Origin of the sequence: Nostoc sp. PCC 7524 (assembly GCF_000316645.1) — a bacterium.
Lineage (GTDB): Bacteria > Cyanobacteriota > Cyanobacteriia > Cyanobacteriales > Nostocaceae > Trichormus.
Window position 1 is genome coordinate 590,072 of sequence record NC_019684.1, and the last position, 13,405, is coordinate 603,476.

A 13,405-nucleotide genomic window follows, 5' to 3' on the forward strand; every position below is an offset into this window, starting at 1 on the left:
ATAGAAATGGTATTAGCCTACTGATTGTGCTATCAAAGGTTGAGTAATAGAGCATTTCTCTGCATAATTCATCATTTCTTGCATAGCTTCTGTGAACACTTCAAATACTTTCTCTACTATTTCAAGTGCTTTAGCGTTTTGTTCTTCAGTTAGATTTATATTGGCAATAAACTCCTCTATACCCTGTGTTCCAGTAGTGTGGCCAGTTTCTACACGCAAATGATATGCACCGAAATAACGATAACTTTTATCAGTAATTTCTTGCAGTTCTGCTGATACTTTTGCAGTGCAAGATAATGCTACATTTCCAGTTGCTTCTATTGCCTCAAGTGCTGCCAGTACAACCACAGGTTCTGCTTGAAAAGCGTATAGTGCAATCTGATGACATACTTGACGTGTTTTCCTTGTTTCTTCACCCCAGAAAAATCTCATGGCTTCACTAAATTTCATGGAATAATTCAAACCTAATTTTTCCAGGTCTTCTAAAAACCATGCCCAGTGATGATCATCTTCATAGGTGTGCTTGTTAATTATTGCTTGAATAGGATCATTGGTTGGTTCTTTTCGCAGATCATATTTATTCAATTCTCCAAATCCCATTGCAAAGGGAGCTACACAGGGAACCCAAGCAAGTCTTTGCATTGGATCTATGGTTGTATCTTGCAAGAACTCAAATAATGGTAACTTAGCGAATTCTTGCTTTCTTTGTTCAACTAATGCTAGAACTTCTTTCATTTTAATTACCCAATCCTTTAATAATTTAGTGTGAGCTAAATTGCCGATAACAAGCCATTTATTCAAAATGTAGTTTTCTTTGAATCAGGAGAGCAAAAGAAAATGCTACTGCTTCAATCAGCTATGTTAAGTAGTGTTTTACTGCCTCACATAGTTTGTTTGGAATTAGGTTTTATTCCTATTACTTAAGTGAACCTACTTAAGTATTTTTTTATATTTTTGTTAAAAAGGTAACTGTAATTTTATTTAACTATTTAGTTATTTAAAACAATAATTATACAAAGTATTAAAAAATACTAATTTGCAAGAAGTTTCTTAAGTGTATTTTCGTAGCGTTTGATTTTCTTTTTAGAATAAACATATTTTGATCACCTCAAACCTTAAGAAACCCTTTAGTTTGAGGTTGCTTGCGTATTATTACTTAGTTTTCTGATAATTGAGTATTTATTGTAGCTAATATAACTAAATGTAACAGTAGCTTTACATTAATGTTATGTAATCATGACATAATTATTGGCTTACAAAGCCTTCGATAAGTTGTCTGGTAACTAAGCATACAGAAACTATGCCATTATCTACACTATTTTCCAGCTCAGGATAGATGCGAATTCCTGCAAACTTTTAATAGTAATAAATTATACTAAGTTAGAAATTAGTCATAAATCTGCGTGAAAATACTCTAAAAGATGGATGAAAATTAACAAAACATTTGATAATAAATAGTTAGACGAGAAGGTATTTATTTATTTACGCTGAACTGCGTAGTATTTTTTGCAATTGAATTTATATGTGCTGAAGTTTACAGACCAGCAAATATTAGGTTGTTGATTAGTTTATACCTAAGCAAGGCAAATTTTCCCAGATTTGGTAGGTATCTCTGGGATTGAGAGCAATTTCTATGTACTATATGTTTGTGAAAGCGTTGACTAAGGTTGTGAAGATCCCTTTTGTGTGGGCAAGTTCAAATTTTCAGCGATCGCATAAAAATAAGGTTGAAAGATCGCTAAATTTTCCAGCTTGTCAAAGCTACCTGTCACTGAACCTGGATCAAAAGATGTGGTAATGACGTACAGTTGCTTACCATCGTAGGTGACATGGCCAATCTGTTGCTCTTGTACTCCCCCATCGGGTTTGATACCTACGAAACCATAGCGGAGAGCAGGTAGTTCACCAATTGTTGTCTGTTGGGGTGGATAAGTAGAAAGAATAATTTTCTCAGCTTTGGCGGCTTGACGATCTTTGGTGATAGTAGAGTATAAGTCTGCAACCCAAGCTTGCAAAGCTTTGATGACTTTATTTTGGTACTCAGGATTTTGGAGATCTACCGGAGAACCGAAAGGAATACCAACTTCTGTTAAGTGCTTTTGGAAATCTGGATTGTTTGTTACTGGGTAAATTCCCATTTCCACTGTACCCAACAGTTTCCCATTGGCTGAAACACATAACAAAGAAACATTATCTTTACAAGGTAAAACTTCCCAGCCATTGGGAGATGAAGTTTTACCTAACAGTTTTTGCCAAGTATTTTCTGCTCTGGTATTGGGATTACTTGGGGGAGTAGTGGGAGGTGTAGCTGTGGGAGTAGGCGTTGGTAGATTATTGGATGGTGTTACTTGCTCTCTAGACAATTGGGGTAAAACAAATTTAGCCCCTACTGGGATTAAAACTAATAAAACAGCAGCAATGAGAAGATGATAAACACGTAACATTTTCTGAAAAACCCAAATAAAAAGATTGCATCGAGTTCGTAGTAAGGACTTTAGTCCTAACAGAAGGACTGAAGTCCTTACTACAAACCTTTAACGACAAGAATAATTTAATCGAGTTGATATTTTGTAATATTTACATTAACGCTATTAACGCCAGTAACGCTCTCAATTAAAGAGAGCGTTACTACTAGATATATATTTAAGCTAGTTGATGCTTGTCAAATGATGTGTAGCTTATCTGTAGCGAGAGCGGTTTCTATGGTTTTGCTTGTGTCTAGCAATTGCTTTGCGCTTTTCTTTTTCTAAGGGTGTTTCAAAGTGACGTTTCTTTCTCATATCTTGGAAAATTCCCGCTTTGGAAACTTCCCGTTTAAATCTTCGTAATGCTGACTCAATCCCTTCGTTCTCCCCTAAAACTACTTGTGTCATTCTCATTCCTCCTTGATGTGGATGAATCGTTGAAGACTGGAGACAAAAAAATATTCCAGCAGAGTCGAGCCTTTGGCTTTATCTGCTGGAGACTCTGGAGTTTCTGTTCTGGAAGCTTTAGTAGCGCCGATTGCTGCGGTTGTTGTTACCCCAGCCACCACTACGAGAAGAACTTCTTTCTTCACGGGGTTTAGCCTTGTTCACCTTAAGATCCCGCCCCATCCATTCAGCACCATCAAGGGCTTCAATGGCGGCGGTTTCTTCAGCCTCTGTTTCCATTTCTACAAAGGCAAAACCACGAGGACGACCAGTTTCCCGATCAGTGGGTAGCTGTACACGATTAACCTTCCCATACTCTGCGAAGGCACGCTTCAGGTCTTCCTCTGTAACTTGATAAGACAAGTTACCGATGTAAATTGACATACAATGTCTCCGAATTGAACAAGTGTAGAGAGTTAAATTCGGAGAGACGCTTTTTAGAAATCAAAAGGAGTTACTCAACCGAAAATAATTCTTATATCCACCAGCATAGCACGATGATTCAATATTAGCTCTTTTAGATTAGTATCTTGGCGCAAAAATCTTAGGACAGTGTGTTGACATACCAATTGCCCTAAATTTAGCCATTTGCTAACTGAGCTAATATTCTGGCTGCTTGTTGACACAAGATGTCGTGATGTTGACTATTGCTAGCTAGTAAATCACCCCACTGATTGATATCACCAGTGTTGTATTGTAATAAATTACCATTGAAATGGGTAAAATTGCCACCAGCTTCGAGCAAAATTAGTTCTGGTGCTGCTATGTCCCAATCTTTGGGGGCAGACTTTCCAGAAAGGGAAATGTAAATGTCTGCTTGTTGTTCCAGAATTGTGACAATTTTACAACCGACGCTGCCCACGGCTTTTTGATTGCCAAAGGGTAAATTTTGCAAGAGATAATCTAATCTGTGATTACGGTGAGAACGACTCACAACTACAGTTAAATTCTCCAAATTTTGGTTGTGGTAATTTGATGATAGTTGCACAGGTATAACAGCACCATTGCGGGTTTCTGCAAATGTACCTCCGCCTTTGGTAGCGTAATATAACTTGTCTTTTTCTGGCACTACTACTACGGCTAGGACTGGCCTATGTTCATGGACTAAAGCAATGTGAATGGCATAGTCCCCAGTTTTGTCGATAAAGTCCCGTGTCCCATCTAAAGGATCAATCACCCATACCCAAGCAGGTGTAGGCTGTGCATTTTCTAGATCGATTTGGGTTTTATAGGTTTCTTCGCTGATATATGCAAAATCTTCTAGCCCCAAGGCGGCTTGTAGTTTCTGTAATATGTATTGACTGGTGGCTACATCCGCAACGGTGACAGGCTCATTCTGTTTGTACTGTACGTCAAGGTTGGGATCTTTGGCTGTACCGTGATAGTAAGATTGTAGTATGTCTGCTGCTCCCCAACCGACTGCACGGGCGATCGCCAGTATTTCTTGTAAATCTTTCATGCTATTTACTGTGTCCTTAAATCCATCCAGCGACGCGTACCAAAATATTTACAAGCTCTGGCAGCAACTTTCGCGGCTTGTTCCAGGGCATCACTAAAGCTAGCTTGTAAAATATAGTGGCAAAAAGCACCGTGAAAAATATCTCCAGCCCCTAGTGTATCAACTGCCTGGATAGGAGGTACAGCGATCGCGCCAGATTGACCATGACTTGAGTAGGCAATTGGCTGTTCTCCGTGGGTAATGGCGATGTGGGGAATTCTCAAGGCGTGGAGATAGGCGAAAACTTCAGACTCGGAGTGACAGTTGGGGGGGTGAAAGTTAGCTGAACAAATGGCGTAATCTACTAATGGCAAGACTTGCTCAAATCCTGGTTTCCAACTACCACCATCAATGACGATAGGGAGATGATGAGCCTTGGCCATTTGGGCGATCGCATATCCTACGGCCATTTGATGTCCATCTATCAAGATGATATCTATATTATCTAAGATATCTGGTGGAATAGAGGTGCTATTGGCTTGAGTTTTGACAGCGTTGATGGAAATGACCGCCCGTTCCCCGGTGGTTTGGGTGACAATAATTGAAGATACAGGTGGAGGTGTATTGATACTGGGTTCCAGATCAGCGATCGCTACATTATATTTAGTTAAATCCCCCCGAATTAACTGCGTCATCGGGTGTGAACCCAACACACCTAAAACTGTAGCTTGATTACCGAAATAACTAAAAGTTACAGCCGCATTAGTAGCCGGGCCGCCTGCTGCTACAGTGTAGTCAGATGCAACTAACTTTTGATTAGTTTGCGGGGCAGATTCCGCTAAATAAATTAAGTCTAAAGTGATTAAACCGATGAATAAACAGTGATTGATCATTAGGTAATAGGTAATAGGCAATAGGCAATAGGCAATAGGCAATAGTTATTCTCCCCTGCTTCCCCTGCTTCCCCTGCTTTCCCAGTCCCCAGTCCCCAATCCCTCATGCAGACAGATCCCAAACCAGCAACACTATATATAGTTGGTACACCCATTGGTAACTTAGAAGATATCACCTTTAGGGCGGTGCGGATTTTGCAGAATGTGGATTTGATTGCTGCGGAAGATACGCGCCATACGGGGAAACTGCTACAACATTTACAGGTGAAAACACCACAGATAAGCTATCACGAGCATAATCAGAGTAGTCGTATCCCAGAATTATTAGAGCATCTGCACAGTGGCAAAGCGATCGCTCTAGTTAGTGATGCGGGGATGCCAGGAATTTCTGATCCAGGGTATGAATTGGTGCAGGCTTGCATTGAGGCAAAGATTTCTGTAGTTCCTATCCCTGGTGCAAGTGCAGCGATTACAGCGTTGAGTGCGGCGGGTTTGCCAACAGATAAGTTTGTGTTTGAGGGTTTTTTACCTGCGAAAAGTCAGCAACGGCGAGAATATTTAGAGACTTTACAGACAGAATCCCGCACTATAATTTTCTACGAATCACCCCACCGTTTGCGGGATACTTTACAAGATTTAGCAGAGATTTGGGGAAGCGATCGCCAAATTGTCCTGGCACGGGAGTTAACTAAATTGTATGAGGAATTTTGGCGAGGTAGTATTGGGGATGCGATCGCCTACTATCAACAACGGGAACCCCAAGGGGAATATACCCTAGTGATAGCAGGGAACCCACCCAGCCAACCACTACTCACAGAAGCACAATTGAAGGACGAATTAGAACAATTAATTCGTCAAGGTGTATCGCGATCGCAAGCTAGCCGACAATTAACCAAATATACTGCCCTGAACCGTCGCCAAGTTTATCAAATAGCTCTTTCGATTGTGATTAATGAAGGGAGTGGGGAGTAGGGAGTGGGGAGTAGGGGACAGAGGAGCAGAGGAGCAGAGGAGCAGAGGAGGATGTAGCATCAGCTTGTCTTACGATGGCGTAAGCCTACCCGCAGGGTGGGAGTGAGGGGAGATAAGGTAGAAAAGCTAGAATTTTTACCCAATCCCCAATCCCCAATCCCCAATTCCCAATCCCCAATCCCCAATCCCCCATCCCCATTTTTGCTAGGCTAAACTTATAGGACTGAGAGATTTGCTGCCATGTCTGTAGCTAAAGATTTAACAAACCCAGAATATGTTATCTTTCCTCCAGGGGATTTATACAGTGACGAGCCGCCTTTGGAAAGTTATCTACATTTACAGCAAATAATCCTGTTATTAACCTGCTTAGAATGGTGGTGGCAAGAACGCAATGATTTTTTTGCTGCGGGTAATCTGACGATTTTTTACAGTCCAAAACAGTTGAAATCTGAACATTTTCGCGGCCCGGATTTTTTTGTCGTGCTGGGAACGGAACGCAAACCGCGTAAAAGTTGGGTTGTCTGGGAAGAAGAAGGTAAGTATCCCAACGTCATTATCGAACTACTATCAGATTCAACTTCAGCTACAGACAAAGGCTTAAAAAAACAAATTTACCAAGATATATTTCGCACACCTGAATACTTTTGGTTTGATCCCAATAACTTAGAATTTGCTGGCTTCGTTTTACTGGCTGGTAAATACGAGCCAATAGCACCAAATCCCCAAGGTAGATTATGGAGTCAGCAGTTAGAGCTATATTTAGGGGTTGAGCAGCAAAGTTTACGCTTTTACACTGCTGACGGGGAACTTGTACCCACACCTGACGAAGTTGCACGGCAGCAGATACAGCGCGTTGAAGAAGTAAAACAGCGTGCTGAAGAAGCACAACAGCTTGTTGAACAGGAAAAACAGCGTGCTGAACAAGAAAAGCAGCGTGCTGAACAGGAAAAGCAGCGTGCTGAACAGGAAAAGCAGCGTGCTGAACAAGAAAAACTACGCAGCGATCGCTTGGAGGCGAAGCTGCGAGAATTAGGTATAGATCCAGATGCTATTTAGCTATCTTCTGGTAAAACCCATTTTGGCGGTTCCATCATTTTTTTTCGCAGACGTTCTTCTGCGATGGCTAACATTTGGTCTAAAGAAGTCTCAGCAATGAATTTTGAGGCAGCCTCTCTAAACTCAATGTTTGGGCATTTATCGCCTAAAACGCAACCGTTGACGCAGGCTTGAGCGCAGTTAATTTTCTGCTCCACAGTCAATTCCTCTCTAAATCGGGCTTTTTTCTACCCTGAAGGTAAATTTTACCTTGCTAGTTGTTTACAAATTGGTCTAAATACTTACCATTTTAGAACAAGAGTGAATAGGCAATGGCTAATAGGCAATAGGCAATAGGCAATAGGCAATAGGCAATAGGCAATAGGCAATAGGCAATAGTTTTTTCTCCCCCATCTCCCTCATCTCCCCAGTCCCCAATCCCCAATCCCTGTTACCCTATCTATATATATGCAATCTCTGGCTCAAAAGATAGCTCATGTCGCAACTGTTGGCTACAACTGGAACTATTGCCGCGATCGCTACTGCTGTTGTCCCCCAACAGGGTAGTGTAGGTATTGTCAGGGTTTCTGGTTGTCACGCAATGGGGATTGCTCAAACTTTGTTTGATGCTCCAGGCAAGCAAGTTTGGGAAAGCCACCGCATTCTTTATGGTTACATCCATCATCCCCAAACACGCCAGTTGGTAGATGAAGCTTTGTTACTCATCATGAAAGCACCCCGTTCTTATACCCGTGAGGATGTGGTGGAATTTCACTGTCATGGTGGAATTATGGCAGTGCAACAGGTATTACAATTGTGTCTGGAACATGGCGCAAGGTTGGCGCAACCGGGAGAGTTTACTCTCCGTGCCTTTTTAAATGGACGATTAGATTTAACTCAAGCGGAAAGTATCGCGGATTTAGTTGGAGCCAAATCACCCCAAGCTGCTCAAACAGCTTTAGCTGGGTTACAGGGAAAATTAGCCCATCCCATCCGTCAGTTACGCGCCAACTGTTTGGATATTTTGGCAGAAATTGAAGCTCGGATCGATTTTGAGGAAGACTTACCTCCGTTGGATGATAAACAGATAATATCAGATATTGACAGCATTGCCGGAGAAATCAGCAAGTTACTGGCAACTAAAGATAAAGGTGAACTGCTGCGTACAGGTTTAAAGGTGGCAATTGTCGGTCGGCCAAATGTCGGCAAGTCTAGCTTGTTGAATGCTTGGAGTCAGAGCGATCGCGCGATCGTGACTGACTTACCTGGGACAACCCGCGATGTTGTCGAGTCTCAGTTAGTCGTGGGGGGAATTCCTGTACAAGTGCTAGATACAGCAGGCATTCGGGACACAACAGACCAAGTAGAAAAAATTGGTGTGGAGCGATCGCGTCATGCTGCTAACACAGCAGATTTAGTCTTGTTTACCATCGATGCTGCCACAGGTTGGACAGATGGCGATCGACAAATCTATGAACAGGTGCAACACCGTCCGTTAATTCTCGTAATTAATAAAATTGATTTAGTAGAAAAGCAACGCATTCATGCTTTAGAATATCCCCATCATATAAGCCATATTGTTCACACAGCAGCCGCCCAAAATCAAGGTATTGATGCCTTAGAAACTGCAATTTTAGAGATAGTCCAAGCAGGAAAAGTACAAGCTGCTGATATGGATTTAGCTATTAATCAAAGACAAGCGGCTGCACTCACGCAGGCTAAAGTTTCTTTAGCACAAGTACAAGCAACAATTGCCCAACAATTACCCCTTGATTTTTGGACAATTGACTTAAGAGGCGCAATTCAAGCACTCGGAGAAATCACTGGGGAAGAAGTGAGTGAATCTGTACTTGATAAAATTTTTAGTAGATTTTGCATCGGTAAATAATATAACTAACACAGTATTAATATGTCTTTTATTGATGAATTGAATCATGCCAATACATTAATTGTAGGAGCTAGCCAAGGCATTGGTTTAGGTTTTGTGAAAAAATTGCTCCAAGATGACAGAATCAGCAAAATTTATGCAACCTATCGACAACCAAAATCATCTGCTGAGTTGCTAACTTTAGCTAATCAATATTCTAACCGTCTAACTTGTTTAATGTTAGATATTACTGATGAATTACAAATTGCTGAAACTATACAAAAAATAAGCACTCAAACCGATAAATTACATTTAGTAATTAACTGCGTGGGATTGCTACACGACAGTGATTTACAACCTGAAAAAAGTTTAAGACAAATAAATGCCGATAATTTATTACGTTACTTCCAAGTAAACAGTATTGGTGCTGTACTGTTAGCTAAACATCTTGTACCGTTGTTTCGCCATCATGAGTCTGCTGTTTTCGCTACCATATCAGCTAAATTAGCCAGTATTGGCGATAACCAACTTGGTGGATGGTATGGCTATCGTGCTTCTAAAACTGCACTCAATATGTTTATGCGAAATGTGGCGATTGAGTATGGTAGAAGTTGTCCTAATACAGTAGTTGTAACTTTACATCCCGGTACAACTGATACACAACTTTCTCGGCCATTTCAAAAAAATGTATCTGCGGAAAAACTATTTTCAGTTGAACGCACCGTTACCCAATTACTCGCTGTTATCGAACAACTTCAAAAAGTTGATAGCGGTACATTTTTCTCATGGGATGGAAGTAGATTACCTTGGTAAAGGTAAAAATCTAAAGGTAGAACCAGTTATAAATAGACCTTGAATAATCTATGGTATAAATTTTGTTATCGTGGAAATTGAACGAGTAAGAACCAGTATAGTAGGTATTCTCAGTACCATTTATACCACCACTAATATTGGTTACATGAACGTACATATACCCTCCCGATACAGTTTCAGCTTGAAATGAAGGTAGTTCGTGTATCAACAACCCTATATTATGAACATATAATTGAGAACTTACTATTTGATCCATTGTCCTACTTGAGTGGTTAGGTTTGTGATTTAGGACATTTCAGTTGTTAGCTGAAATGGCTTACAACATTTTGGCTGAGATGTAATGTTTGAACAACAATTGTGCTGATATAATGCAGGTAAATTTCCCAGATTTCCTACATTTATTAAATGGAGTAATTTAATAACTACTCTGTTACGCTAACTATCGTAAGCTCTATGAGCAAGTTTTTACTTTCAAGTCTCAACAAGTGTCGAAACTAATAAATAAATGTATTATAGATTGACCTTGAATAGTCTATTGTATTAATTTTATTATCGTGATAGCTAACCGAATATGCACCACCAGCTTCAATTGTATTATCTCCTCCTGAATTCTTGATATTTACACTATCAGTAATGTTATTAATATAAAATCCGTAGGGATAACCACCTCCTGCTATAGTCTCTGCTTCCTCTGAAGTTAGATTGTAGATAAATGTCTTTATAGGATTAATATATAAACCAGTAATTACAATTTTAGCCATGATTTTAGTTCCTCCGAAGTAAGTAGCTGTCATGAATTGCGTACACCGAAACACAATAAATCTTAAGTTAGAGAGTATTTTCGCTAAATACTCTGCTACACTTATTATCATCAGTCCTATCAATAATTTTCTAGTTTCAATTCTCAATAATTTCTACAATCTACTAAATAAATCTGTTATGGATTGACCTTGAATAGTCTATTGTATTGATTTTATTATCGTGGTTGCTGACAGAATATATACCACCAGCTTCAATTGTATTATCTCCTCCTAAATTCTTGATACTCACCTCATCAGTAACATTATTAATATAAAATCTGGAGGGATAACCACCTCCTGTTATAGTATCTACTTCCCCTGTAGTCAAATCGTACATAAATGTCTTTATAGGACTAAGATGTAAACTGGAAAGGACAATTTTAGTCATCATTTTATTTCCTCACAAGTAAGTAGTTGTCATGAATTGCGTAAACCCAAATATATAAAAAACCTTCACTCAAAATTGACCTTTAATTTATTGTATTAATTAACTTGCTTACAAGGTTATTATATATGAAACTCCATTGTGCAACCATTATTTTACGATATTTTTAAGACATAAAACAATTTTTTTGTCCATAAAAAAGATTGTCAAATTAGCAGGTTTTATCTAAAATAAACCAGTCAAATAACTACATAAGTAAATTGGCTACGCCTCCCATAAGGGATACAGAAATCAAATTGGATTGCTTGGAGCGATCGCTGTTGTTAAGTGCAAGTGCAATGGGGTAAATCTATTGCAAACATTACAGCTTTCGGAAGTGATTCCTAAAAAGCTTTTCCATATAATCATTCTTAACACACCACAACCAAGGTGTTCATTGGATAAGGTGATTCCTTAGCTTCGACAGATAATTATAGATAAAAACAAGTTGTAATGTATGAAACTTACTCAGTACATATCATCAACAATCTAGTTGATAAAAAATTACAACGCATCATATTTTGCTTTTGTACATATCTTAGTAATCATCTCTATTTTGTCATTTTCTTTCGTGAGATTTAGTCTCCAATCCCGCATTGATTCATGATAGTGATATTTAGCTAATGCTTAATAAGCATACAATTATCTGAAATAGAATTCAATTTGCTCCTTATTTAGAGAAAAAATAATGGCTAAAACAATTACTCCTGACTCACCTGCAATTGATGTCAAGGCTTTGCTAAATGAGATACTTCCAGTGCAAGCAGAGACTGTATTAGGGGGTGCTACTATTGTCGATTTAACTAATATTCAGGATGGTATAAATACCATTTCAAATAGCTTGAGTATGCTCTCTGTCAGTGGCAACAAGCTCTTTACTATTGACTTCTCCAGAACGACTATCAATCTGGTAATAGTGTTACCTCAATCAGAACCAACTGTTCTAAGTTGGCTTCTGTAGATTGAATTAATTAAGCAGATGGCATAGATATCTGCACAAGCTTTCTACTGTTTTGATCCATTTATAGTATTCACAAACTGGAATGAAATAATTATGGTATATAAACAAAGGCAGCCGTTGACAAAACCTAACGGTTGGTGGTCGATCATGTTGACAGCCTCTACTGCTGTAATTGCTAGTATAATTTCCGTCTACAGCTTTTCACAATATCAGTTGAAATCTCAATTGGACTCACCAACACGCAGCACTTCTCCTGTTATCACTGCTGTTACAGCTTTAGGATATCTAGAACCGGAAGGAAAAGTTATTCGTTTATCTGCTCCTAATTCTCAAGGAGGTGTTCGAGTAGCAAAGCTCCTTGTCAATCAAGGAAGTTCGGTACGTCAGGGACAAACAGTTGCTATTCTTGATAGTTATTATCCTCGTCTTGCAGCCTTAGAAAAAGCACAAAAACAAGTCCTAGTTGCTCAAGCTACTCTTAATCAAGTGAAAGCTGGTGCAAAAACTGGAGATATCTCTGCACAGAAAGCAATCATTGCTCGCCTGGAAGCTGATTTGGATGGAGCGATTTCTGTACAAAAAGCCACAATTACTCGTCTAAAAGCTGAGTTACGTAATGTGGAAAGCGAAAATCAGCGATATCAACAGTTATACAAAATAGGTGCGATTTCAGCTTCTGATTCAGAAGCGAAGAATTTACGTGTCGAAATTATTCAACAACAGTACAAAGAAGCTAAAGCTGATCATAAGCGGATTATAGAAAACATTCAAAAGCAGCTAATGGAGGCCAAAGCCAAGTTTAAGAGTATTACAGAAGTTCGTCCTACTGATGTGCAAGTAGCGCAAGCTAATGTCGAGAGTGCAAAAGCTTCAGTGAAACAGGCTCAGGCAGAGTTGGAACTAAGTTCTGTGCGATCGCCTATATCTGGACAAATCCTGAAAATTAATACTCGTCCTGGAGAAATTGTCAGTGCTACAGGAATAGCAGACTTAGGTCGTACACAGCAGATGTATGTAGTAGCAGAAATTTATGAAACCAATATTAAAAAAGTACGTCTAGGTCAGTCAGCCGTTATTACTAGCGATGCGTTACCAAAGGAACTGCACGGAACAGTTACAGATATTGGTTTACAAGTCGGCAAACAAAATATTTTCAATAATTTACAAGCTGACACAGATAACAAAATAGTTGAGGTCAAAATTCGGATCAATAATATGGAGGATCTCAAACAAATTACTGCTCTGACTAACTTACAAGTGCAGGTACGCATTGATATATAGAGTTACAAA

Annotated in this window: 15 protein-coding genes; 6 read left to right on the forward strand and 9 right to left on the reverse strand. The window is 39.4% G+C overall.

Features of this window, described 5'->3' with window-relative positions; translation table 11 throughout:
* Window positions 1–12: 12 nt before the first annotated feature.
* The 6 genes from NOS7524_RS02490 to NOS7524_RS02515 all read right to left on the reverse strand — a co-directional run bounded on the left by NOS7524_RS02490 (window position 13) and on the right by NOS7524_RS02515 (window position 5,243).
* Window positions 13–801, reverse strand: coding sequence for a hypothetical protein (locus NOS7524_RS02490; RefSeq protein WP_235622390.1), 789 nt, complete (start codon window positions 799–801; stop codon window positions 13–15).
* 860 nt (window positions 802–1,661) lie between these two features.
* On the reverse strand, window positions 1,662–2,444 hold the full coding sequence (locus NOS7524_RS02495; RefSeq protein ID WP_015136885.1) for a hypothetical protein: 783 nt from the start codon (window positions 2,442–2,444) through the stop codon (window positions 1,662–1,664).
* Between the two features lie 234 nt (window positions 2,445–2,678).
* Window positions 2,679–2,873 carry a 30S ribosomal protein S21 gene (gene rpsU / locus NOS7524_RS02500; protein WP_015136886.1) on the reverse strand — a complete coding sequence of 65 codons (195 nt, stop codon included), beginning with the start codon at window positions 2,871–2,873 and terminating at the stop codon, window positions 2,679–2,681.
* 117 nt (window positions 2,874–2,990) lie between these two features.
* Window positions 2,991–3,296, reverse strand: coding sequence for an RNA recognition motif domain-containing protein (locus tag NOS7524_RS02505; RefSeq protein WP_015136887.1), 306 nt, complete (start codon window positions 3,294–3,296; stop codon window positions 2,991–2,993).
* A gap of 196 nt (window positions 3,297–3,492) precedes the next feature.
* The gene (locus NOS7524_RS02510) at window positions 3,493–4,371 is read right to left on the reverse strand and encodes a 3'(2'),5'-bisphosphate nucleotidase CysQ family protein (protein WP_015136888.1); all 879 of its coding nucleotides are present in this window, start codon (window positions 4,369–4,371) and stop codon (window positions 3,493–3,495) included.
* Between the two features lie 5 nt (window positions 4,372–4,376).
* Window positions 4,377–5,243 carry a sugar kinase gene (locus NOS7524_RS02515; RefSeq protein ID WP_015136889.1) on the reverse strand — a complete coding sequence of 289 codons (867 nt, stop codon included), beginning with the start codon at window positions 5,241–5,243 and terminating at the stop codon, window positions 4,377–4,379.
* A 105-nt stretch (window positions 5,244–5,348) separates the two neighbouring features.
* Here NOS7524_RS02515 and rsmI point away from each other — a divergent pair, with 105 nt between their 5' ends.
* Complete coding sequence (gene rsmI / locus NOS7524_RS02520) at window positions 5,349–6,215, forward strand: 16S rRNA (cytidine(1402)-2'-O)-methyltransferase (protein ID WP_015136890.1); 867 nt, start codon at window positions 5,349–5,351, stop codon at window positions 6,213–6,215.
* A gap of 240 nt (window positions 6,216–6,455) precedes the next feature.
* On the forward strand, window positions 6,456–7,271 hold the full coding sequence (locus NOS7524_RS02525) for a Uma2 family endonuclease (RefSeq protein ID WP_015136891.1): 816 nt from the start codon (window positions 6,456–6,458) through the stop codon (window positions 7,269–7,271).
* Here the strand turns inward: NOS7524_RS02525 and NOS7524_RS02530 are convergent.
* The gene (locus tag NOS7524_RS02530) at window positions 7,268–7,468 is read right to left on the reverse strand and encodes a hypothetical protein (protein ID WP_015136892.1); all 201 of its coding nucleotides are present in this window, start codon (window positions 7,466–7,468) and stop codon (window positions 7,268–7,270) included. The genes NOS7524_RS02525 and NOS7524_RS02530 overlap by 4 nt on opposite strands.
* A gap of 278 nt (window positions 7,469–7,746) precedes the next feature.
* On the opposite strand from NOS7524_RS02530, the gene mnmE reads away from it, so the two are divergent.
* Both mnmE and NOS7524_RS02540 read left to right on the forward strand, forming a co-directional pair.
* Entirely contained in the window at window positions 7,747–9,138 is a 1,392-nt protein-coding gene (gene mnmE / locus NOS7524_RS02535) for a tRNA uridine-5-carboxymethylaminomethyl(34) synthesis GTPase MnmE (protein WP_015136893.1), read from the forward strand.
* Window positions 9,139–9,159: 21 nt separating this feature from the next.
* Window positions 9,160–9,930, forward strand: a complete 771-nt coding sequence (locus NOS7524_RS02540) for an SDR family NAD(P)-dependent oxidoreductase (protein WP_015136894.1) — start codon at window positions 9,160–9,162, stop codon at window positions 9,928–9,930.
* Between the two features lie 494 nt (window positions 9,931–10,424).
* Here NOS7524_RS02540 and NOS7524_RS02545 read toward each other — a convergent pair whose 3' ends face one another.
* Window positions 10,425–10,691, reverse strand: a complete 267-nt coding sequence (locus NOS7524_RS02545; protein WP_015136896.1) for a hypothetical protein — start codon at window positions 10,689–10,691, stop codon at window positions 10,425–10,427.
* A gap of 163 nt (window positions 10,692–10,854) precedes the next feature.
* On the reverse strand, window positions 10,855–11,121 hold the full coding sequence (locus NOS7524_RS02550) for a hypothetical protein (RefSeq protein WP_015136897.1): 267 nt from the start codon (window positions 11,119–11,121) through the stop codon (window positions 10,855–10,857).
* Window positions 11,122–11,842: 721 nt separating this feature from the next.
* Here NOS7524_RS02550 and NOS7524_RS02555 point away from each other — a divergent pair.
* Window positions 11,843–12,115, forward strand: coding sequence for a hypothetical protein (locus NOS7524_RS02555; protein WP_015136898.1), 273 nt, complete (start codon window positions 11,843–11,845; stop codon window positions 12,113–12,115).
* Window positions 12,116–12,208: 93 nt separating this feature from the next.
* The gene (locus tag NOS7524_RS02560) at window positions 12,209–13,396 is read left to right on the forward strand and encodes an ABC exporter membrane fusion protein (protein WP_015136899.1); all 1,188 of its coding nucleotides are present in this window, start codon (window positions 12,209–12,211) and stop codon (window positions 13,394–13,396) included.
* Window positions 13,397–13,405: the final 9 nt, after the last annotated feature.